This window comes from Methylobacterium nigriterrae (assembly GCF_037106235.1).
Lineage (GTDB): Bacteria > Pseudomonadota > Alphaproteobacteria > Rhizobiales > Beijerinckiaceae > Methylobacterium > Methylobacterium nigriterrae.
Genome location: NZ_JBAWTG010000016.1, coordinates 48,421 through 69,754, shown reverse-complemented (window position 1 = coordinate 69,754; position 21,334 = coordinate 48,421). Strand labels below are relative to the sequence as shown.

21 protein-coding genes, 1 tRNA gene and 1 pseudogene are annotated in these 21,334 nt (G+C 70.5%); 11 read left to right on the top strand and 12 right to left on the bottom strand.

All coding sequences use genetic code 11. From position 1 onward, the window contains the following. Nucleotides 1-501 precede the first annotated feature (501 nt). Nucleotides 502-795 (bottom strand): hypothetical protein, encoded by a 294-nt coding sequence (locus tag WDW90_RS11375; RefSeq protein WP_336487490.1) that lies wholly within the window; start codon nucleotides 793-795, stop codon nucleotides 502-504. A 432-nt stretch (nucleotides 796-1,227) separates the two neighbouring features. Here WDW90_RS11375 and WDW90_RS11370 point away from each other — a divergent pair. From WDW90_RS11370 to WDW90_RS11360, 3 genes and pseudogenes are all read left to right on the top strand, one after another. After that, nucleotides 1,228-1,442: pseudogene (locus tag WDW90_RS11370) on the top strand (alkylated DNA repair protein); the annotation flags it as partial. A 135-nt stretch (nucleotides 1,443-1,577) separates the two neighbouring features. After that, nucleotides 1,578-2,033: a hypothetical protein gene (locus WDW90_RS11365; RefSeq protein WP_336487489.1), complete on the top strand. Its 456-nt coding sequence runs from the start codon at nucleotides 1,578-1,580 to the stop codon at nucleotides 2,031-2,033. A gap of 203 nt (nucleotides 2,034-2,236) precedes the next feature. Continuing rightward, nucleotides 2,237-2,419, top strand: a complete 183-nt coding sequence (locus tag WDW90_RS11360; RefSeq protein WP_336487488.1) for a hypothetical protein — start codon at nucleotides 2,237-2,239, stop codon at nucleotides 2,417-2,419. A gap of 43 nt (nucleotides 2,420-2,462) precedes the next feature. On the opposite strand, the gene WDW90_RS11355 is transcribed toward WDW90_RS11360, so the two are convergent. The 4 genes from WDW90_RS11355 to WDW90_RS11340 form a co-directional block, all read right to left on the bottom strand. Beyond that, nucleotides 2,463-2,552 (bottom strand) — tRNA-Ser (locus tag WDW90_RS11355). Between the two features lie 50 nt (nucleotides 2,553-2,602). Continuing rightward, on the bottom strand, nucleotides 2,603-3,670 hold the full coding sequence (locus tag WDW90_RS11350) for a glycosyltransferase family 4 protein (protein ID WP_336487487.1): 1,068 nt from the start codon (nucleotides 3,668-3,670) through the stop codon (nucleotides 2,603-2,605). 46 nt (nucleotides 3,671-3,716) lie between these two features. Next, nucleotides 3,717-5,549, bottom strand: a complete 1,833-nt coding sequence (gene htpG / locus WDW90_RS11345; RefSeq protein WP_336487486.1) for a molecular chaperone HtpG — start codon at nucleotides 5,547-5,549, stop codon at nucleotides 3,717-3,719. Nucleotides 5,550-6,236: 687 nt separating this feature from the next. Further along, nucleotides 6,237-6,935: a LuxR C-terminal-related transcriptional regulator gene (locus tag WDW90_RS11340; protein ID WP_336487485.1), complete on the bottom strand. Its 699-nt coding sequence runs from the start codon at nucleotides 6,933-6,935 to the stop codon at nucleotides 6,237-6,239. Nucleotides 6,936-7,425: 490 nt separating this feature from the next. Between WDW90_RS11340 and WDW90_RS11335 the strand changes: the two genes are divergently transcribed. Then, on the top strand, nucleotides 7,426-7,641 hold the full coding sequence (locus tag WDW90_RS11335) for a DUF6894 family protein (protein ID WP_431311018.1): 216 nt from the start codon (nucleotides 7,426-7,428) through the stop codon (nucleotides 7,639-7,641). Between the two features lie 13 nt (nucleotides 7,642-7,654). Here the strand turns inward: WDW90_RS11335 and WDW90_RS11330 are convergent, their stop codons facing one another. The 3 genes from WDW90_RS11330 to WDW90_RS11320 form a co-directional block, all read right to left on the bottom strand. After that, complete coding sequence (locus tag WDW90_RS11330; protein WP_336487483.1) at nucleotides 7,655-8,584, bottom strand: AEC family transporter; 930 nt, start codon at nucleotides 8,582-8,584, stop codon at nucleotides 7,655-7,657. Between the two features lie 607 nt (nucleotides 8,585-9,191). Beyond that, nucleotides 9,192-9,446, bottom strand: a complete 255-nt coding sequence (locus WDW90_RS11325; RefSeq protein ID WP_336487482.1) for a hypothetical protein — start codon at nucleotides 9,444-9,446, stop codon at nucleotides 9,192-9,194. A gap of 107 nt (nucleotides 9,447-9,553) precedes the next feature. Then, a complete protein-coding gene (locus WDW90_RS11320; protein ID WP_336487481.1) occupies nucleotides 9,554-10,315 on the bottom strand; it encodes a cold-shock protein in 762 nt (253 codons plus the stop codon). Between the two features lie 396 nt (nucleotides 10,316-10,711). Between WDW90_RS11320 and WDW90_RS11315 the strand changes: the two genes are divergently transcribed. The 3 genes from WDW90_RS11315 (at nucleotide 10,712) to WDW90_RS11305 (ending at nucleotide 13,162) form a co-directional block, all read left to right on the top strand. Then, on the top strand, nucleotides 10,712-11,185 hold the full coding sequence (locus WDW90_RS11315) for a response regulator (protein WP_336487480.1): 474 nt from the start codon (nucleotides 10,712-10,714) through the stop codon (nucleotides 11,183-11,185). 115 nt (nucleotides 11,186-11,300) lie between these two features. Beyond that, a complete protein-coding gene (locus WDW90_RS11310; protein ID WP_336487479.1) occupies nucleotides 11,301-12,434 on the top strand; it encodes a Ppx/GppA phosphatase family protein in 1,134 nt (377 codons plus the stop codon). Next, nucleotides 12,431-13,162: an RlmE family RNA methyltransferase gene (locus WDW90_RS11305; RefSeq protein ID WP_336487478.1), complete on the top strand. Its 732-nt coding sequence runs from the start codon at nucleotides 12,431-12,433 to the stop codon at nucleotides 13,160-13,162. Before WDW90_RS11310 ends, WDW90_RS11305 begins: the two co-directional genes overlap by 4 nt. Before the next feature lie 9 nt (nucleotides 13,163-13,171). Here the strand turns inward: WDW90_RS11305 and WDW90_RS11300 are convergent, their stop codons facing one another. Next, nucleotides 13,172-13,597: a DUF779 domain-containing protein gene (locus tag WDW90_RS11300; protein ID WP_336487477.1), complete on the bottom strand. Its 426-nt coding sequence runs from the start codon at nucleotides 13,595-13,597 to the stop codon at nucleotides 13,172-13,174. Between the two features lie 174 nt (nucleotides 13,598-13,771). Between WDW90_RS11300 and WDW90_RS11295 the strand changes: the two genes are divergently transcribed. Next, nucleotides 13,772-14,071, top strand: coding sequence for a hypothetical protein (locus tag WDW90_RS11295; RefSeq protein ID WP_336487476.1), 300 nt, complete (start codon nucleotides 13,772-13,774; stop codon nucleotides 14,069-14,071). 7 nt (nucleotides 14,072-14,078) lie between these two features. Continuing rightward, nucleotides 14,079-14,405 (top strand): hypothetical protein, encoded by a 327-nt coding sequence (locus WDW90_RS11290; RefSeq protein ID WP_336487475.1) that lies wholly within the window; start codon nucleotides 14,079-14,081, stop codon nucleotides 14,403-14,405. A 158-nt stretch (nucleotides 14,406-14,563) separates the two neighbouring features. On the opposite strand, the gene adh is transcribed toward WDW90_RS11290, so the two are convergent. Together adh and WDW90_RS11280 are read right to left on the bottom strand one after the other, a co-directional pair. Then, nucleotides 14,564-16,084: an aldehyde dehydrogenase gene (gene adh, locus WDW90_RS11285; protein ID WP_336487474.1), complete on the bottom strand. Its 1,521-nt coding sequence runs from the start codon at nucleotides 16,082-16,084 to the stop codon at nucleotides 14,564-14,566. A 255-nt stretch (nucleotides 16,085-16,339) separates the two neighbouring features. Continuing rightward, nucleotides 16,340-17,704 (bottom strand): serine hydrolase, encoded by a 1,365-nt coding sequence (locus WDW90_RS11280; protein WP_336487473.1) that lies wholly within the window; start codon nucleotides 17,702-17,704, stop codon nucleotides 16,340-16,342. 294 nt (nucleotides 17,705-17,998) lie between these two features. Here WDW90_RS11280 and WDW90_RS11275 point away from each other — a divergent pair, with 294 nt between their 5' ends. Together WDW90_RS11275 and WDW90_RS11270 are read left to right on the top strand one after the other, a co-directional pair. After that, entirely contained in the window at nucleotides 17,999-19,165 is a 1,167-nt protein-coding gene (locus tag WDW90_RS11275) for a multidrug effflux MFS transporter (protein ID WP_336487516.1), read from the top strand. A gap of 77 nt (nucleotides 19,166-19,242) precedes the next feature. Beyond that, on the top strand, nucleotides 19,243-19,734 hold the full coding sequence (locus tag WDW90_RS11270; RefSeq protein WP_336487472.1) for a DoxX family protein: 492 nt from the start codon (nucleotides 19,243-19,245) through the stop codon (nucleotides 19,732-19,734). Between the two features lie 23 nt (nucleotides 19,735-19,757). Here the strand turns inward: WDW90_RS11270 and WDW90_RS11265 are convergent, their stop codons facing one another. After that, nucleotides 19,758-21,179: an MDR family MFS transporter gene (locus tag WDW90_RS11265; RefSeq protein WP_431311017.1), complete on the bottom strand. Its 1,422-nt coding sequence runs from the start codon at nucleotides 21,177-21,179 to the stop codon at nucleotides 19,758-19,760. Nucleotides 21,180-21,334: the final 155 nt, after the last annotated feature.

Here is a 21,334-nt window from a genome sequence, read left to right as displayed (position 1 = left end):
TCGCCGCGGCGGAGAGGGCATCGGCCAGGGTCATAGGTCTCTGTGCAGCCTCTGCGCGGGTCGGGCGTTCCTTCCGAGGCAGCACGCCCTATCTCTTCGACGGGCATTCGGGCATCGACCGCAGGGAGCATCGGCGTTGTCGTGCAGGAATAATGCTGCCGCACTTGCTCTGGCGACGACGATCTCGGCGCCCGCCGCGGCCTGGGCGTGGGGCGTTCCCGGATGCCCCAACCTCCCCGAGTACAACCGCGCCTTGGGCACCCTTCAGGGAATGACGACCTGCGGTTTGACCGTTGAGCAGGCTCGCCGGATCGTCGCGGCTCATGACAGGCCCGCCGCAGTTCAGCAGGTGGCGCCGCCGCAGGCTCCTCACCGCCGCCAGCGGAGGCCGCCGCGCCACGCAGCACCCGACAATCGGCGCGATGCCGCACGTTAGACGGCGTCGGCGACCGCCGCCCATTCTCGGGAGCATCGCGCTCGCCATTCGCAGTCAGCCCGCTTCTATCGGCCAAGGCGGCTCCACCAGTACCGCCACCAGAACGAGATCCAGCCACCCGTGCGCAGCTCATCGTCGAGGCGGGACACAATCAGGCGAAAGACGGCCTCGAGAGCGGCGCAGACGGCCAGGAACTCAGCCGGCATGATCGCGAGATCGAGCGCCAAGTCCCGCCGGATCCATCCGAGAGAGCCCGCCACGAGGAGAACCGGGCCGGCGAGGATCAGCCACGCTACGCAGATCCCGGCGATGACAGCCGCAGGGACCGCGAAGAGAAGAAGGATGGCGCGCCAGATCACGCGAGCGGATATGCCGTCGATTCCTGCCTGCGGGCACAATAATGGGCGCCGTTCGCCCGCATAGCCCAGCGTTCGCCATACCGTCTGGCCGCTCGCACCTGCCGCATGGCCTGCGCCGACTGAGCCGCCCGCGCGGGTTCTCGCGCCGGCTGCCCTGGAGGCGACCCTGCCGGTCCGGCAGCTTCTCGGAGGATGGCTGCGGCCTCGTTGTCCCCGAAGTTAACAGCCCGCCATCCGTGGGTTGAAGATCTCTGGGCACCGAGCCGTGGAGGCGGTCCGTGAGCCTGTCCGGCCCGGCGGCGGAACGGGGCCGAGAGGCCGGGGTTGAGCCTCCGGGACCGCAACCGTGACGGTCGCGGTTTTGAGGCTCCTCAACCTTTGGGCGCGACTTTCGCGCGGGCACGGCGTGTGGGTAGGGCATGAGGTGACGCGATGCGCGCGTGGATTCTGTTCGCTCTCGCGCGCGCCGTCGTCGGGGCGGCCGGGGCGTGGATCCTCTCGGCGCCGCGCCCGGCCTTCTCCGAGGATCAGGCGGCGCGCCTGGAGGGCGGCGACCCGGAGCGCGGACGGGGCTCGTCTTCGCGGCCGGCGACTGCGCCTCCTGCCACGCCTCGCCGGGACAATCGAACCGGCTGCGCCTCGGCGGGGGCCAGCCGCACGCCGCGCTCCCGCGCCATCTCCAGCCATTGATGATGTGAGCGCAGGGTGCTGAACGGGTCGCGGCGAACCGGGTCCGCCGTGCCGGGACGCAGGCAGGCCACGGTGCTCGTGCCGCAGAGACGGTGGAATTCGCCGGGGAAGATGTCCGGGTGCGGCAGCGCCGCGATCCGCCGCGTCCGGAGATCCAGGATCATTCCGGCCTCGATCAGACCGCCCACCTCTTCGGGCCCGATGCAGGCGCGCGCAGCCGCGACGGTCTCCCGATCGACCCAATCGTCCGCGTCGACGAGCATGAACAGGCCGCCGCCCTGCGCCAGGACGTGGTCGTTGAGCGCGTGCTTCTTGCGGCCGCTGTCGTCGTTATGGGGGCCGGTCTCCCGCACGGGCCAATCGGCGGGCAGGATGCTGAGGCGTGGATCGCCGTCCATCGCCGTGCGCGGCCTGTCGTGGCAGGCGATGACGACGCGAAAGTCCGGATCCGTCTGCGCGCCCACCGACGTGAGCGTGAGGTCGAGCAGCGCCTCGATCAGGGCCCAGTTCCGCGCGCGGCCGGGGCACCAGTGCGATCCCGAAGGTGAAGGGGAGCGGGTCGCGCATCGTCGTCCGCGCTTGTCGGCCGAAGGGAATCCGTGGCGCTCGAAGTGTAGGGCACGAAAGTCCGCCCACCACGAATTGCGGCAGGTGCGTACCGACGCTCTGTGCGGCAACGAGGCGGGAGGCCGCTGCGTCCGAGTCGATCTTCCACGACATCGAACCCAACGCGCACTTCAAGACGGTCAGGATGTCGACCGTGCTGGCCCGTAGCGTCAGTGTTGGGACCGACAAGCACCATTTGAGCGAACGCCGTTCGTTCGGCTCCCGGTCCGGCATCGTGATTGTCACGGGAACGCAGGTCCGCAAAACCTCGGCAGGCGACGCCGACGGTCTGGGCCTCGCTTCCGGTGCGACGGCCGCGAAGCGCTGACGCGCTTGGACTTTCTGGATCTTCAGGGGCTTAGGAAAGGGCTTGGCGGAGAGGGGGGGATTCGAACCCCCGATGCCCTTGCAGGCATGCCGCATTTCGAGTGCGGTGCATTCAACCGCTCTGCCACCTCTCCGCAAGGTGCCTCGACGAGACGGGCGCTGCCTAGCACGAGTGGTTCGGTTTTCACAAGCGCGATGACGTCCCGCGCGCCTGCACAAGCTCGCTCACGCTGCTGCGGATGTCGCGCTCGAAGCGGTCGGGGGCGTAGAGGGCGCGGATGCGGGCGGGCAGCTCCGGGTCGCGGGGCCGCCCCGCAACGCGGAGGATCGTGCGCGCGAAGGCCTCAGGCTCGCGGGGACAGAGCATGGCCGGATCGGCTCCGGCATCCGTCAGCATGGCGCCGTGGGCCGGGATGTCGGAGGCGGCGACCGGCAGGCCGCGTGCGAGCGCTTCGGCGAGCGCCAGGGGCTGGGTCTCGGCGCTCGATGGGAAGATCGCGAGGCCGACATTCGCGAAGGCCTCCTCCGCCGGGCGTTCGCCGGCGAAGGTGACGGCCCCGTCGAGGCCGAGCGCGGCGATCCGCGCGCGCAGCCGCCCGGCGAAGGGCGGGTCGAGCTCGGGCCCGATCAGGGTGAGATGGGCCGTCTCGCCCGCCTGCGCGCGGCGGAGGTGGGCGAGCGCCTCGACTGCGAGATCCTGGCCCTTGCGCGGGCTGATCGCGCCCACGACGGCGAGTCCCGCGAGGTTCGGGGCCGCCACGGCCGGCAGATCCGGGGGCAGCGCGAGCGGGTTGCGGATCAGTCGGGAGGGCAAGCCCCTCGGCACCGCGACGTGAGGGCTGATCGCGATGCAGGCGTCGGCGAGCGCCGCGCGGACCCGGCCTGCGAGACCCGAGCCCGGCTCCGCATGCAGGTGCCAGAGCACGCGCGGGCGGGGACGCAGTCCCCGCGCCGCGAACCCGTAGAGGTAGAGCGCGGGCTCGTCGTGCACGTAGATCAGGTCCGGCCGGAGGCGGCGCAGAGCCGCCGTCTCGCTGCGCAGGAGCCTCCCGAGAGGGGGCAGCGCGGCGAGCTTGCGCCAGGGACCGACGAGGGGCCGGCTCGGGAACAGGGACGGCGCCGGGTCGTCGGCCTCGGCGATCGGCGCTCGCACGGTCACGGCGTGCTCCGCCCGCAGGGCACCGGCCGCGGCGAGGAGGACGCGGGTCGAGCCGCCATGCGTGGCGTAGAGCGTCGGAAGCAGGATCCGCATACCGGCGCGACCCTCCACCGCTCCGGCGGAGGGCGCAAGCATCGCCTCAGGTCGCCCTGCTTCCGGCGAGCGCCGCCGCGATGGTCCGGGCGAAGGCGACCGGATCGCGGGGCGTGTCGCCGTCCTGGATGCGGGCCAGGTCGAGGAGGGTGCCGGCCGCGCCCGGAACGTCGCCCTCCGGTCCTTCGGCGAGCGCACGGATCAGGGGGTGGCGCGGATTGATCTCCAGCACCGGCAAGCTGCCGCCGCCGCGCCCCGCCCGGCGGAGCAGGCGCTGCATCTGCAGGTCCGGCCCGCTGCCGGAGGCCGAGAGCACGACGGCGCTGTCGACGAGGCGGTCGGTGGCGCGGACATCCGAGACGTCCGATGCGAGCGCCGACTTGATGGCCGCCACGAGCGCCTCGATGCCCGCGGGTGCCTCGCCCGCCGTGCCGTCCGCCGCGAATTTCGAGAGGTCGACGCCGCCCTGCGTCACCGATCGGAGGGGCTTCTCCTCGAAACGCGCGAGCGCTTCCGGCCAGAAGGCGTCGACATGGTCGGACAGGAGCAGCACCTCGAGCCCGCGGGCCTTGAAGCCCTCGAGCTGGGGCGAGTGCTTCAGCGCCTCGGCGTCGTCTGCGACGAGGTAGTAGATCGCGTCCTGGCCGTCCTTCATGCGCGAGACGTAGTCCGGCAGCGAGGTCCAGCCATCGACCGCCGAGGAGCGGAAGCGCAGGAGCGGGGCGATCTCTCCGCGGCGCTCGTGGTCCTCGTAGATGCCCTCCTTGAGGACGGGACCGAAATTCTCCCAAAACGCGGCGTAGTCGTCCGCGTCCTTGGCGCGGTTCGCCAACTCGGAGAGGACCCGCCCCGTCACCGCGCGGCGGATCCGCGCCAGCACCGGGGTCGCCTGCAGCATCTCGCGGGAGACGTTGAGCGGCAGGTCCTCGGTGTCGACGACGCCCTGGACGAAGCGCAGCCAGGACGGCAGCAGGTTCGCCTCGTCGGTGATGAACATGCGCCGGACATGCAGGCGCAGCTTGCTCTCGCGGTCCGCGTCGAAGGCCTGGAACGGCTTCATGCCGGGCACAAACAGGAGGGCGGAGAATTCGAGCTGCCCCTCCGCCCGCCAGTGAAGCGTCGCCCAGGGCTTGTCGAAATTCATGCCGACCTGGCGGTAGAAGCCCTCGTACTGCTCCTGCGTGATCTCGGATTTCGGCTTGCGCCAGAGCGCGGTGCCCTGGTTGGCCGCCTCTTCCTTGCCCTCCTGCACGATGGCGATCGGGACGGTGATGAAGTCGGCCCATTTGCGCACGACGTGATCGAGCCGATAGGGCTCGAGATACTCGTCGGCATCCTCCTTGAGATGCAGCACGATGTCGGTGCCGGCCTCGGACCGCCCGGACCTCTCCAGCGTGTAGCTTCCCTGGCCCTCCGAGGCCCAGGTCCAGCTCTCCTCGGCGCCAGCGCGCCGCGAGGTGACGCTGACGCGGTCGGCCACCATGAAGGCCGAGTAGAAGCCGACGCCGAACTGGCCGATCAGGCTCGGGCGGTCGTCGGGCTTGGCCTCGCTCAGCGTCTGCGAGAAGGCGCGGGTGCCCGAGCGCGCGATCGTGCCGAGATTCTGCGCCAGGTCCTCCTTCGACATGCCGATGCCGGCATCCGAGATCGTGAGCGTGCGCGCGGCCTTGTCGGGCACGATCCGCACTTTCGCATCCGCCGGCAGCGCGGTCGCGGCGTTCGTCAGGGCCTCGAAGCGGCGCCGGTCCATCGCGTCGGCGGCATTGGCCACCAATTCGCGCAGGAAGATCTCACGGTCCGAATAGAGGGCGTGGACCACGAGGTCCAACAGGCGCCCGACCTCGGCACCGAACTCGTACCGCTCCGCCGTCTCGCTCAAGGGAAAGCCTCCGAATGCCCGGGAAACGGTGGCGATATGCCTCCGGCTCCGCGCGAATTCAATCGGCATCGAGTCTCGGGCGCCGGGGAGAGGCTTGAGCGCGAGCGGGGTCTGACCCGGTCGCTGCTCGATCCCTTTGGTTCGGCGCAAGTCTTCCCACCTTCCCCCTCGTCCCGAGGAGTCGCAGCGCAGCAGAGGCCTCCTTCGAGGCCGCTGACGCGGCGCCTCAGGATGAGGTTGTGGGTGGGAGCCCTCGCCCGCACCGAAGGGATCACGCGGATTCGGTATCAGGCATTCGCGGAGTCTCGGGCGTGAGCGGGGGCTTGGGCGTGAGGCTAACGGGCGGCCAGGCGACCGGCTCGGCCCCTCGTCCCCACTGATCGGTGCCGTCCGGGTGTTCCCGCAAGCGCGGGTTTCTCGCACTGCAGCAACGTGGGCCGACAACGATGCTGCTCGGTACGGTCACCCGGCTTCGCGACGGCGACGAGGGTGGGCAGGTCGAATCCTCGGGGCCGGACCGGGGCGCGTCGACCGCGGGCCGGTTCAGGCTCAGCACCACGCGGCCGCCGGCCGGCCGGGCGCTCGCCTCGGTCGTCGCAGCCCGCGATCGCGGTTGCTGCCGGCACGACGAAGGGGCCGCGTGTCGCGGCCCCACGCGTGTCGCGGCCCTAAGAACGATGGCAGCGTCTACCGCGGGTAGATGCCGTGCTCGCGCGCCCAGATGGCCGCCTGCGTCCGGTTCTGCGTCTTCAGCTTGCGGAGGATGTTCTTGACGTGAATCTTCACCGTCGCTTCCGCAAGATCGAACTTGAGGGCGATCACCTTGTTCGAGGCGCCGTCCGCGAGGCACCGCAGAACGTTGAGCTCGCGGCTCGACAGCGGGTGGCAGGGAGCGCCCGCCTCGCCGAGCGCCTCCGCCGGGCTTTGTCCGAGGATGATCTGCCGGTGATCGGCGGACCCGTCGGAGGACGCCTGCGGCCGATCGAGCAGCCACGAGAACAGCCCCGACGATTGGACCGTGACGCCGGACATCACGACGTCGAGCGCCTTGATCAGGGTCTCGCGATCGATGTCGCGGTCGAGAACGGCCTGTGCGGAGAAGCAGAGATCCTTCGGAAGCGTGTTCGGCGCATCGGAGCGCCCGAACACGACGAGCTTGGCCCCGGCGCAGCGGCCGCGAAGGATGCGGGCCGTGTCCGCGCTCGACGCATCGTCCAGGGCAGCGAGGATCAGGGCGGGTTCCGGCCCGCCATCGACCGGATCCCCGGCTGCGGCCATGACCGTATCGGTCACCCGGAACCGCGTTCCGCCGAGGAAGGAGGTCAACCCTTCCCGGACGAACGGACTCGACGCCACGAGCGCCGTCGGTACGTCGGCAAATGACATGTCGATGCTCCCCTCGGATGCCAGCATGTGGCAACAGATGTCAGATGGATGCCGACAGAGCCTCGCCTTTTCGTCCGGCGAGTTTTTTTGATTACAAGATGCTGAGTTCTCGCGCAGTCGAGGATGCAAGTTTGGCGAGGATTGATTTGATGTGTGCGAGTATGCGTGCCTTCTGATCTTCAGCATTCTGAGATGCTGGAGTTTTCAAGCTTCGTCTGATACCGTACGCCCTCGACATGTTTATCCCCATTGCCGAGCAGTGTTAGTACCTTCGTTTTTGCCAGTTGTGAATATTCATCAACGAATAGTTAATCATCTATCCCAAATTCCTAGCGCGAAGTTTTCGCAAGTGCAACATCTTAATGTGAAGGTGCGCTTTCGCGCTTTTTGTAGAATGTTAAGATCGTTCGAACCGCCTCGACGCCATGTCCGTCGCAGCCAGAGCGTGCTGGATCGGATGTCGGCAGGCAGTCCCGTCGGGAGGATGGCCTTGGCCCAGCGCCTGTTTTTCGACCTGTCGGACGGGATGACCACGCTCAGGGATGATGCCGGGGTCGAGGTGCACGCGCTGTGGGCGGCCCTGCAGCAGGCTCAACGTGCGATCGACGAACTGCGCGGCATCGGCGAGCTGAACGACGGCGGAGACTGGCGGTTGAACGTCAGGGACGAGAACGGGATCATCCTGAAGGTCCTGCCGCTCGACTGAGCGCGGACGGTTCTCAGGCGCGGCCGAGGATCATGAGCCACGCGATCGTGGTGACCGGAGCAAGGAGCGTCGAGGTCAGCACGGAAGCGGCCACGAGGCCCGTCTCGGTCCTGTAGCGCATCGCCAGAAGATAGGCGTTGATCCCGACCGGCATGGCGGCGAACAAGGTCGCGACGCCGGCATAGGCCGTCGGCATGGAGAAGACGTGGAAGGCGAGCAGCCAGACCACGAGCGGATGCACGACGAGTTTCAGCAGGGTCACGACGACGGCGCCCGGCAGGTCGAACAGGACGCGGTATCGCTTCAGGCCGGCGCCGAGGGCGATCAGGGCGCAGGTCGAGGCGGTGGCGGAAAAGGCGTCGATCAGGGCCTTGGCCGGCCCCGCCGGCACGATGCCGATGCTCTTCAGGATCAATCCGATCACCAGGGCCACGAAGATCGGATTCTTGAGCAGCACCAGGGCGAGACCGCGCAGCCTGTGCAGAAGCGGGCGATCACCCTCGGCCTCGATCAGGAAGGTCGCGCAGCCCATCATCAGGGGAAGATGCACGGCAAGCAGCAGGAAGAGCGGATAGGCCCCCGCATCGCCGTAGGCCTGCAGGATCATCGGAACCCCGACGAAGATCGTGTTGGACTGGCTCGCCGCGAAGCCGTGCAGGATTGCGCCCTGGCGTCCGATGCCGTGGCGCCGCCAGGCGACGAGTGAGCCGCACAACCAGGCGAACCCGGCCCCGCCGAAATAGGCGAGCCAGTAGGACCAGGCGAGGTCGCCGGTGAGGCCGGGCCGGGTCAGGGTGCCGATGATCAGGGCCGGGACAGCGATCGCGAAGACGTATTCGGATAATCCCTCGCTGACCTTGTCGGACAGGAGGCCGGTCACCGCCGCCGCCCAGCCGATCAGGATGATCCCGAAGATCGGGATGATGATCGTGACGGCGTTCATCGCACCTCGTCGGCAACCGCGCGGGGGGAGGGATCGCGGCACGCGCGGCGTTGCCGCCGGGCCCGCCCGATGGGCTGTTACGCGCCGAGAGGGCGGAAGGACAACGGGCGCCAGCCTCGCCGCGATAGGGATCGGACCCACTGCAACGCTATCGGAACCCGAGGCGCTCCGCGCCGCCTCCGCGAATCCCGCTTTCCCCAGGCCGCGGCCGAAGCCGTCGTCCGCGGATCACAAAACCGCCACATGAAGCGCGCCGACTGCGCCTCACGGGGGAGCGTAGGAGTTCCTGATGGCGATCATCATCCTCGACCCGGTATCCGGCAAGCCCGTGATCATCAACCTGCCGCCCGTGGACGAGAAGCGGGCCTGAGCACCCGCCGCCTCGCGAACCGTTCCCGCCGCATCGGCAGCGGATCAAGCGCCGGTCGCACCCGCCATCGCCCGGGCCCGGCGCGTTTCCCTGAGGGCGCCGCCCGTTCCGCGGGCCTCGCGGTGCCGGGAGGCGGCGAGATCCCGACCAGGCCGCCCTGTGCAGGGGCCCGGGCTCGTGTCTCTCAGCCGCCGGTCGGCGGAGCCCGTCCGATCCGGTGCGCGCCGGGGCTTGCCGTCACTGCGGCGCCGTCCGGCTCCGCGGCGCCGAGGCGCGATCCGGACGCAGGGCTCGGGCAATGCCGGCCGCGCTCGGCGGCAGGCCGGCTTCCCCGGCCGATCGCGCGCCCTGTCCCGCCGCGGATGCGGGCCGGCGCGGATCCGCGTCGCGGCCGTAGCCGGCATTCACGCCGGCATAGAAGCCTGTGAAATCCTCCGCGCCGGCACCCGAGGCCGCGATCAGTCCGGCGAGGAGGAGTGCGGCGAGGCGCATGCTGGCTGCCCGGGCATCTGAAACGCGAAACGGCGGCCCGCCGGGCCGCCGCGTCACTGTCGTCACGATCGCGGCGCGCGTGTGGCGCCGCGTCCGGTCGGCGAAGATCAATCGTCGACGTTGATGCTCTGAGCCTCGCGGCCCTTCTGACCCTCGACCACGCCGAGGGTCACCTGCTGGCCTTCGGCGAGCGAATCGAGTCCGGCCCGCGACAGCGCCGAGCGGTGGACGAACACGTCCTTGCCGCCGTCGTTGACCGAGACGAAGCCGAAGCCCTTGGCCGGGTCGTACCACTTCACCGTGCCCGTCATCTCGACCGAGGGGCCGGAGGCAGCAGCGCGGCCGCCGCCGAAGCGGTCACCGCCGCCGAAGCGGTCGCCGCCGCCGAAGCGGTCGCCGCCGCCGAAGCGGTCGCCGCCGCCGAAGCCGGTGCGCGGACGCGGGTCGCGCCGGGGCGGGGCGGCCTCGGCGGTCGACGTGTCGACGCTCGTGACGTTCGTCACCTGCGGGCCCTTCTGCCCCTGGGCCGTCTGGACCGTCAGGCGGGTGCCCGGCAGAAGGTCGGCATGGCCGGCCGCTTCCACGGCGCGGATGTGGAGGAAGGCATCGCCCGAGCCGTCACCGAGCTCGACGAAACCGAAGCCTTTCTCCTTGTTGAACCACTTCACCGTGGCATCACGCTCCGGACCCGACGGTGCCGCGGCCGCGCGGGAGGGTCCGCGGTCGAAACCGCCGCCATATCCTCCGCCGCCGCCGAAACCACCACCACCGTAACCGCCGCTCGGCGGTGCCTGATCCGGCCACCGGGGCTCGCCACCCTCATCGAAGCCGCGCTTCTGCGGCCCCCTGAAATCACGACCACGTCCCATAGAAAGCTCGCAAAAACCGTCCGCCGACCATCGTCTCGAATACCGCGTGCGCGCCATCCCAGACAGCCCACGCTCCGCACTATCATTACTCCCGGTCGCGGTAACCAAGAATAACGCCTCAGTCCTGACGCAATCCCGGCCGTACCGCAAGGACCTTCTCGCGCGAGCGGCGCCGCCGCCGGCACTTTCCGGCCCCGAAACGTGGCCGCGCGCCCGATCGGCAGGAGCATCGGCCGGGCGTGATGAACGCGAAGCGTACGCAAGGGCACGGGTTTTCTCGAAATCCCGCGTGCCGGTTCGGCGCGGCAGCGTGGAGGCGGCCGTTAGGGAAGCGCAAAGGCCGAGCGGCTAGCCTGTCCGGAGCCGGACTCCGTGCGCCGGGCCGATTCCGCACCGATGATCGCGACCCCGACCTTCCCGGATCTCTCCGCTCTCGTCGTGGACGAGAGCCTCTACATCCGCCGCATCGTCCGCGACATGCTGATGCGCGTCGGGATCAAGCGCGTCCTGGAGGCGCCGGACGGAGCCGAGGCCCTCGGCGTGCTCGCCGAGAGCAAGCCCGACCTCACCATCATCGACTGGGACCTCGCGATCCTCTCGGGCGAGGAGTTCATCCGCCTCGCCCGCACGCCGACGACCTCGCCGTGCCCGACGATCCCGATCATCCTGATGCTCGCCCAGCCGCGCCGGAACGTCGTGGACCGCGCCATCTCGCTCGGCGTCAACGAGATCATCGCCAAGCCGTTCTCGCCCAAGACCCTGTGGTCGCGTCTCGACGAAGTGATCAACCGGCCGCGGCCCTATTCGCAGGTGAAGAGCCTGCTGCGCCCGACGCCGCGGATGGCGGGCGTCTCCAAGGCGGTGGCCTGATCCGGACGCCGCCGGATTCGAGGCTTTGCAGTTCCCGACCGATTTTGTACGCTCGGCCCCGAATGATGGCCGGGCAGTCTGCCGGGGCCACGCGTTGAGGATCACGGCACCGCCGATGAGGGACGAGAGTGCCGCTTCCGTGCCGGCCCGCCCTGCGGCCGGCCCACAGGGACCGCGTGACGGCGCGCCGGTGGCGCGGCCCGGGCAGGTTTCGCAGGCCGCATCATCGTCCGGCGCCTCCGCGGCGGCCCGTTTCGGCCGCCGCAACGCCTACGCGGCCCTCGATCTCGGCACCAACAATTGCCGCCTCCTGATCGCCGAGCCGGCCTCGCACGGGTTCCGGGTCATCGACGCCTTCTCGCGCATCGTGCGGCTCGGCGAGGGCCTCGGAAACTCCGACCGCCTCAGCGAGGCGGCGGTCGAGCGGACCGTCGAGGCCCTGCGCATCTGCCGCGGCAAGATGCAGGCGCGCGGGGTGGTGCGCGCCAAGATCATCGCCACGGAGGCCTGCCGGCTGGCCGTGAACGGCGCGGATTTCGTCGAGCGCGTGCGCAGCGACGTCGGTCTCGATCTCGAGATCGTCGATCGCCAGACCGAGGCGTATCTCGCCGTCACCGGCTGTGCGGCGCTCGCCGATCCGCGCGCGGAATCGGTCGTCATCTTCGACATCGGCGGCGGCTCGACCGAGATCGCCTGGCTCGACGGGGCGGCGACGAACCCGTCCGCCGACCCGACCCTGCGCATCCGAGCGTGGGATTCGCTTCCCGTGGGCGTCGTCACGCTCGCCGAGCGCCACGGCGGCTCCGAGGTCACCCGCATGATGTTCGAGGGCATGGTGGAGGAGGTCGCCGACCTCCTCGCGCGCTTCGCCATCCGGGCGGCGGCCGCGGCGACCGCGCCGCATTTCCACCTGCTCGGCACCTCCGGCACCGTGACGACGCTCGCCGCCATGCACCTGCGCCTCGTGCGCTACGAGCGGCGCCGGGTCGACGGCCTCTGGATGAGCGACGACGAGGTCTCGGACGCGATCGACGATCTCCTCGACACGCGCCTCGACCAGCGCGCCGACAACCCTTGTATCGGGCGCGATCGCGCCGATCTCGTACTGGCGGGCTGCGCGATCCTGGAGGCGATCCGGCGCGCCTTCCCGTCGGAGCGCCTGCGCATCGCCGACCGCGGCCTGCGCGAGGGGCTCTTGATGAACATGATGCGAGAGGACGGCGTCTGGCGCCGTGGAGGTTACCGTTGAGCGACAGGCGTGGAGCCGGGGGCGGGGGGAGCGGCGTTCGGGGCGAGCTGAAGCAGCGGGTGAAGACGGGGCGCGGGCGCACCCTGTCCCAGAAGCGCTGGCTGGAGCGGCAGCTCAACGACCCCTACGTCGCCCGCGCGAAGCGCGAGGGCTATCGCTCGCGCGCCGCCTTCAAGCTCCTCGAGATCGACGAGCGCTTCCATATCCTGAAGCCGGGCCAGCGGGTGGTCGATCTCGGCGCGGCGCCGGGCGGCTGGTCGCAGGTGGCGGCGAAGGTGGTGGGGCCGCAGGGGCGCGTCGTCGGCATCGACCTCCTGGAGATCGAGCCGATGACCGGCGTCGACTTCATCGCCCTCGACTTCCTCGACCCGTCGGCGCCGGAGCGTCTCACCGGCCTGCTCGGCGGGCCGGCCGATCTCGTGATGTCGGACATGGCCGCCAACACCACCGGCCACAAGAAGACCGACCACCTGCGCATCATCGGGCTGGCCGAGACGGCGGCCGAGTTCGCCCGCGAGATCCTGGCGCCCGGCGGCGCCTACGTCGCCAAGGTGTTCCAGGGCGGCACCGAGGGGACGCTTCTCGCCGGCCTCAAGCGCGACTTCGCGACCGTGCGCCACGTGAAGCCCCCGGCGAGCCGGGCGGATTCGAGCGAGCTCTACGTCCTCGCCACCGGCTTCCGCGGCCCCGCCGCGGATACGGGCCCGGAGGACGATCGGGCCGGGTAGGCTCCGGCGTCAGATCCGGCAGGCCCCCTCCAGCGCCCTGTTCTCGGCCTCCGTGAACAGGCGCGAGCGGATGTGGAAGCGCTTCTCGCGGCCGTTCTCCAGCGAGAACATGCCGCCGCGGCCCCGCACCACGTCGAGGATGATGTGCGTGTGCTTCCAGACCTCGAACTGGGAGCGGCTGATGAAGAAGTCGGCGCCCCCCACCTGGCCGAGATGGACGTCGCCGTCGCTCGTGATGAAGTCGCCGACCGGGTAGCACATCGGCGACGAGCCGTCGCAGCAGCCGCCCGACTGGTGGAACATGACGGGGCCGTGCTCCGCGCGCAGCTCCGCGATGAGCGCGAGCGCGGCGGGCGTCGCCGTCACGCGAAGCGGCGTGCCGTCGACGCCGGCCTGCTCGGCGGTCGTGGCGTCAGGGACAATGGGATCGGTCATCGGACAGGATCTCCTGAGAATCGTCGTGCGGTCGGAAGTGGCGCTCGGTCGCCGGAATGGAACGGGCCGCGCGCCTCGGCGCGCGCGCCTGGGAGCGTGTTCGCACCGAGCGGCGACCTTTGCCGGCATCGCGCGTTTCCTGCCGAGACGCGCCTCGCGAGGGATCGGCCCACCATGCATCGCATCTTCGCAGCCGGCCTGTTCGGGTTGGTCATCCTGCCCGCCGGTTCCGCCGCGGCCGGGCCTGCCCTCGATCTCACCGTCCGCCCGGGGCTCGACAACTGGATGCCCGACGGCGGCGTCGAGCGTGAAGCCTTCAATCCGAACGTCACCCGCAGCAACCCGATGGGCGTCGTCGGCTGGGACGGGCCCCCGGGCGGCACCACGAGCGTCATCGGCGACGACGCACCGCTGCCGCCGGGCTCGATCGCCGCGACGCCCGACGATCCGATCACCGGCCCGGGCCTGCGCTAGGCCCCGCATGCGGACGCGCCTCGCCGTCGTCCTCGTGCTCGCCGCGTTCGGGGCAAGGGCCCGCACGGACGTCGATACCGGCGGCCGGCAGGGCCAATGGCGGACCTGCCTCGCCGATCTCGACGACATCAAGCCGCCCGGCAGCGCGATCGCGGATCGCGAGCGCTTCTGCGACTGCTACGCCGATGCCGCCGTGAAGGCGCGGCTGCCCGAGCTGGAGCGGGTCGAGGCGAACCAGGGCGAGGAGACCGCGCCGCCGCAGGCGCGGGCGACGCGCGCGATCCGCGACGCCAGATCGGACGAGATCGCCCGGGCCTGCCTCGACCGCCGCTAGCGCGTTTTCCATGACCTTCGGATCACGGAAAACGCGCTAACTTTCCGCGGAGTCGCAGTTTTTTCCGCCGAACCGGTGGCCACTTCGGCGGAAAATGCTCCGGGGCGGGACGCGCGGACGCCCCGACCGGGTGGGCCGGGGCGTCCGAGCCGTCGCTCTCAGAAGAAGCCGAGCTTCTTCGCCGAGTAGCTCACCAGCATGTTCTTGGTCTGCTGGTAGTGGTCGAGCATCATCTTGTGGGTCTCGCGCCCGATGCCGGACTGCTTGTAGCCGCCGAAGGCCGCGTGGGCCGGGTAGGCGTGGTAGCAGTTCGTCCAGACGCGGCCGGCCTGGATCGCCCGGCCGAAGCGGTAGGCGCGGGTCCCGTCGCGGGTCCAGACGCCGGCGCCGAGGCCGTAGAGGGTGTCGTTGGCGATCGAGAGCGCCTCGGCGTCGTCCTTGAAGGTCGTGACCGACAGGACCGGGCCGAAGATCTCCTCCTGGAAGATGCGCATCTTGTTGTGGCCGCGGAACACGGTCGGCTTCACGTAGAAGCCCTCCGCGAGGTCGCCCTCGAACGTGTTGCGCTCGCCGCCGGTGAGGACCTGCGCGCCCTCCTGCTTGCCGATGTCGATGTAGCTCAGGATCTTCTCGAGCTGCTCGCCCGAGGCCTGGGCGCCGATCATCGTGCTCGGGTCGAGCGGCGAGCCCTGCTTGATCGCCTCAACGCGCTTCACCGCCCGCTCCATGAAGCGGTCGTAGATCGATTCGTGCACGAGCGCGCGGCTCGGGCAGGTGCAGACCTCGCCCTGGTTGAGGGCGAACATCGTGAAGCCTTCCAGCGCCTTGTCGAGGAAGTCGTCGTCCTCGTTCGCCACGTCCGCGAAGAAGATGTTCGGCGACTTCCCGCCGAGTTCCAGCGTCACCGGGATCAGGTTCTGCGAGGCGTACTGCATGATCAGCCGGCCCGTCGTCGTCTCGCCCGTGAAGGCGATCTTGGCGATGCGGGGCGAGGAGGCCAGCGGCTTTCCGGCCTCGAGGCCGAAGCCGTTGACGACGTTGAGGACGCCCGGCGGCAGCAGGTCGCCGATGATCTCGAGGACCACCAGGATCGAGGCGGGGGTCTGCTCGGCGGGCTTCAGCACGACGCAGTTGCCGGCCGCGAGCGCCGGGGCGAGCTTCCACACCGCCATCAGGATGGGGAAGTTCCACGGGATGATCTGGCCGACGACGCCGAGGGGCTCGTGGAAGTGATAGGCCACGGTGTCGTGGTCGATCTCGGAGATCGAGCCCTCCTGCGCGCGCACGCAGCCCGCGAAGTAGCGGAAATGGTCGATGGCGAGCGGGATGTCCGCGTTCATCGTCTCGCGGATCGGCTTGCCGTTGTCCCAGGTCTCGGCCTGCGCGATCAGGTCGAGGTTCTCCTCCATCCGGTCGGCCATCAGGTTGAGGATGCGGGCGCGCTCGCCGGCCGAGGTGCGGGACCAGGCGTCCTTGGCGGCGTGCGCGGCGTCGAGCGCCTTCTCGATGTCCTGCGCGTCGGAGCGCGCGACCTCGCACACGACCTTGCCGGTGATCGGCGAGGTGTTCTCGAAGTAGCGGCCGCCGACGGGGGCGACCCACTGGCCGCCGATGAAATTCTCGTAGCGGGCCGAGAACGGCGACTTGGTGCTGGAACCCAGGAATTCCGGCTTGTTCATTGACGTCTCCTCACGATGGCTCTTCTTCGGCTCATCTGCAGCCAATGGCAGATGGTCCCCCAAATCAAGTTGGACTTTTGGCCATATCAGATGGTGCAGCGCAGGAAGCTGTTCGTTCCGAACGGCTTATCTGTACCATATCGGCCTCTCGCGGCGGCGCCGTGTTGCGGTGCAACACGCGAGCGGCGGCGCATATTAGCCGCGAAAGCCGACGATGGCGACAGCGCTGCGGGCGCGGGCCGGGGGAGCGCGGACTCAGTTCTGCGCGCCGTCCTCGATGCGCGGCGCGAGGCGGAAGCGGCCGTCGCGGTACAGGGTCAGGCCGGTCGGCCGCCCGTCGGGCTCGGTATCGATGGTGATGCGCGCCTCGCGCGCCTTCGACAGGAAGGTCCGGTCGCCCTCCGGCGCGAAGGGGAGGGCGGGCTCGCCGGTGACCTGCGCCGTCAGGTGGTCGCCCTCGCGGGCGAGCGTCAGCACGCGGCCGGGGCCGAGCCGGTAGCGGCCGGCGTAGCGGTCCATGATCTCGGGTTCGAGCACGATCTCGTTGGCCGGATCGGGGATGCGGAACCAGAGGGCGGCGAGCTCGCGCGCCATGGTCTGGACCGGGGCGGTCTCGGTGTTGGCGAGGACCAGGACGATCAGGTCGTCGTCCGGGTAATTGTCCTTGATGGTCAGGAACCCGTTGATGCCGCCCCCGTGCGACCAGAGGCGGTGCCCGTGGGACTGGCCGAGGAACCAGCCGAAGCCGTAGCCGTAGCCCGCATCGGCGAACATCGCCCGGCGCGAGAGGTCCGAGATCACCCGGCCCGAGAACAGGGCGCGGTCCCAGGCGAGGAGATCGTCGACCGTCGAGTAATGGGCGCCCGCCGCGTAGGGGATGCTGGAGGCGATCGGCAAGGCGTTGCGCCAGCGCCCATTCGCGTGCCGGTAGCCCGCCGCGCGACGCGGCAGGATCGCGGTGGCGTCGTCGTAGCCCGTATCCTTCAGGCCGAGCGGTTCGAAGATCGCCTCGCGCAGGTAGCGCTCGTAGGGCAGGCCGGAGGCCGCCTCCACGGCGAGGCCGAGGAGGATGTAGCCGGTATTGTCGTAGTCGAAGCCCTTGCCCGGCTCGAACAGCAGCGGCTTGTCGGCGGTCAGCGCCACGATCTCGCGCGGCGTCATCTCGAGGCGCTGGATGCGCGCGTAATAATCCGGCAGGTTGGTGTAGCTCGGGATTCCGGAGCTGTGGTTGAGCAGCATCCGGATCGTCACCCGCTCCCAGGTTCCGGGCGCCTCCGGGTAGAAGCGGCGGATCGGGTCGTCGAGGTTGAGCTTGCCGGCCTCCGCGAGCTTCAGGATCGCGGCGGCGGTGAACTGCTTGGTGATGGAGCCGACGCGGAAGCGCGTCTCGGGCGTGTTCGCGACGCCCCATTCGCGGTTGGCCAGTCCGTAGGCGCGGCGGAAGACGGGCCGTCCCCGGTGCGCCATCAGGATCGCGCCCGAGAACAGCCCGGCATCGAGATAGGGCTTGAGCAGCGCCTCGGCGCGGGACGCGAGGTCCGCGCGCGCCTGCGCCCGCGCGGCGATCGGGGCGAGGGCGGCCAGTGCCAGCAGGGCGAGGAGGGCGAGGGTTCGACGCATGCGAATCTCCGCTGAGGGAGGAGCGGCCAAGCTAGGGCCGCCATTGCGGCCGAAGCGCGTCGCGCGGCGCGGGGCAGGCCAGCCGGGGCGATCCTGCCCCGCGTCACAGAGCTGCCTTGAAACATACCGAAAGGGGCCGGTGCGCGTTCTGACAAGCACAGCGCCCGCGCTCACCGAAGGCATCCCGTGACAGCTCCGATCCGGCCCGGCTCGACCGAGGTTCCCTCCGCCCGCGAGGCCCCGGCCTGGACCGGCCCCGGCTTCGCCGAGTTCGTCGGCATCGTCGCCCTGATGATGGCGGTCACCGCGATCTCGATCGACAACCTGCTGCCGGCCTTCCCGGCGATCCAGGCCCGGTTCGACGTTCCCGACCCGAACCGGATGCAGCTCCTCGTCTACGTCTACATGATCGGCTTCGGCCTCGCGCAGATCGTCTACGGGCCGGTCTCGGACGCGCTCGGGCGCCGGCCGGTCCTCCTCGCCAGCCTCGGCGTCTACGTGGCGGGGTGCCTCCTCGCGATGGTGGCGCCGTCCTTCGGCTGGCTGCTCGCGGCGCGCGTCATCCAGGGGCTCGGCGCCGCGGGCGGCCGCGTGCTCTCGACCGCGATCGTGCGCGACCGCTTCGCCGGGCGCGAGATGGCGAGCGTGATGTCGCTCATCATGATGGTCTTCCTGATCGTGCCCATGATCGCCCCCGCGGTCGGCGGGATGATGCTGGCGCTCGGTTCCTGGACCTACGTGTTCGTCTCGATGCTCGTGCTCGCCGGGGCCGTTGTCGTCTGGTTCTCGGCCCGGATGCCCGAGACCCTGCACCCGCAGTACCGGCGCCCGCTCTCGCTGCGGTCGACGGGACAGGCGCTGACGACGACGCTCAGAACCCGGGTCGCGATCGGGTACGCCACGGCGCTCGGCCTGCTCACGGGCTGCATCATGGGCTATGTCGGCTCGGCCCAGCAGGTCTTCGACACCGGCCTCTATCACCTCGGCGCCCTGTTCCCGCTCGCCTTCGGGCTCGTCGCGGGCGCGATGGGAGCGGCGACCCTCGTCAACGCGCGCGCGGTGCGCCGGCTCGGCATGCGCACGCTCTCGCATGCCGGCTTGAGCGCCTTCGTGGCGGTGGCGCTCGTGCAGGTCGGCCTCGGCCTCGCCTACCAGGGGCGGCCGCCGCTCGCGCTGTTCCTCGCGGTGCTCGCGGCCAACCAGTTCCTGATCAGCTTCGCCATGCCGAATTTCAACGCCCTGGCGCTGCAGCCGCTCGGCGAGATCGCGGGCACCGCCTCCTCGTTCCTCGGCTGCTACACCACCATTCTCGGCGCGCTGTCCGGCTTCCTGATCGGGCATGCCTTCGACGGCTCGACGCTGCCGATCGGGCTCGGCTACGCCTGCCTCGGCGGCCTCGCCCTCGCGGTGGTGGCCTGGACCGAGCGCGGGCGCCTGTTCCGGGGCGGCGCCTCCGGTTGAGAACGCGGCGCGCTTAACCCCGTCTTCAGCCCCTCCCGCGAGGGTGGCGGCGTATCCCGCCGTACCGGAGACCCGCCGTGATCGCCCGCGCCCAGGCCGGACTGCTTCTCGCCTCCCGCCTGCTCCTCGCGGCGGCCCTCCTGCCGACCGGGATCGCCCGCGCGCTGAACGTCTCAGGCTTCGCGCTGACGCTCGCGGGCACCGGCCTGCCGGCCCCGAACGCGATCGCCACCGCGGCCGTCGTCGTGCAGGTATTCGGGCCGCTCGCCCTGATCCTCGGCGTGCTGCCGCGCCTGTCCGGCCTCGCGCTCGCCGCCTTCGTGGCCGTCATGGCCGTCCTGCTCCATTCCTTCTGGCACTTCGCCGGCCCCGCGGCCGTCGCGGAGCGCACCCTGTTCCTGGCCGATCTCGGCCTCGCGGGCGGCTTCCTGATCTACGCGCTCGCGGGCCCCGGGGCCTGGAGCTGGCAGGGCTGGCGCGCGGGCCGCGCCTCGAAGCCCGGCACGAGGGCGCCCGCCCGCGCCAAGCGCCCGGCCGGCGGCCGGGCTCCGGCCCGGGCCGCGGCCTGAAGGCCCGGCCGCGGGAGCGCCCGCTAGTTCCGCCCCGGCGCCCCGTCGGGGGCCGCCGCGACGATGCGGCGGCCGGACACTTCCGCGCCGGCGTCGGGCGCGAGCCGCAGGAAGGCGAGGACCGAGGCGCCGGAGATGAGCGCGACCGTCACGAAGGCCGGCGCGAAATCGTCCGCCGCGATCGCGCTGCGGCCGTGCCAGGCCGCCGCGCCCTCGAGCGCGAGCGCCCCGATCGTGACGCCGAGGCTCAGCGAGATCTGCTGCGCCACGCTGGCGAGACTCGTGCCGGCGCTCATCTCGCGCGCCTCGATGTCGGCGTAGGCGATGGCGTTGACGCAGGTGAACTGGAGCGAGCGCAGGCAGCCGCCGACGAACAGCAGCGCGACGATGAGCCAGTGCGGGGTCTGCGCCGTGAACAGGCCGTTCACCGCGAGGAAGCTCGCCGCCAGCACCGCGTTCGTCACCATCACGGGCCGGAAGCCGAAGGCGCGCAGGACGCGCGGGCCGACGGTCTTCACGAACATCGCGCCCGCCGCCGCCGCGAAGGTGATCAGGCCCGATTGCAGCGGGTCGAGCCCGAAGCCGATCTGCAGCATCAGCGGTAGAAGGAAGGGGATCGCCCCGGTGCCGATGCGGAACAGGCTGCCGCCCGTCACCGCCGCCCGGAACGTCGGGTAGCGCAGGAGATCGAGCCGCAGCACCGGGTAGGCGACCGCCCGCGAGTGGCGGAAGTAGAGCGCGAGGAGCGCGGCGCCGCCGCCGAGGCAGGTCCAGGACAGCCAGTCCGGCAGCAGATGGCGGCCGGTCGAGGCGAGGCCGAGCATCAGGCCTGCGAGCCCGAGCCCCAGGAGGCCGAACCCGGCGAGGTCCAGCGGAGGCCGCTCCGGCTCGCGCACGTCCTCGATGTAGAGCGTGGCGAGCACGATCCCGATCAGGCCGATCGGGATGTTGATGAGGAAGATCCAGCGCCAGTCGAGCCAGGTGGTGATCAGGCCGCCGAGCGGCGGCCCCATGATCGGGCCGATCAGGGCGGGGATGGTCAGGTAGGCGAGCGCCGTGACGAGCTCGGATTTCGGCACGCTGCGCAGGATCACCAGGCGCCCGACCGGCACCATCATGGCGCCGCCGAGCCCCTGCAGGAAGCGCGCGGCGACGAACCCCGCGAGCCCGCTCGCGGCCGCGCAGGCGAGCGACCCGAGCATGAAGACCCCGATCGCCGCCCGGAAGATCTTGCGCGCCCCGTAGCGGTCGGCCATCCAGCCGCTGATCGGGATGAAGATCGCGAGGCTGACGAGATAGGAGGTCAGCGCGAGCTTGAGGGCGATCGGATCCTCGCCGAGGCTGCGGGCGATGGTCGGCAGCGCCGTGGCGATCACCGTGGAATCGGTGTTCTCCATGAAGAGCGCGGTGGCGACGACGAGGGGGACGATTCGAGAGGGGCGCATCGGTCTCGACAAGCGCTGAGGGGCCGGGCGGTTGCATCGGCCCGGCGCGGCCGTCCCGCGGGCCGTGTCTCCGCGGACACAGACGGAAACGTTCGGAGGCCGCGGAGAGAGCGATCCCTTCCCCGGGAACGGCCCGAACCCTTAAGCTTCGCGCA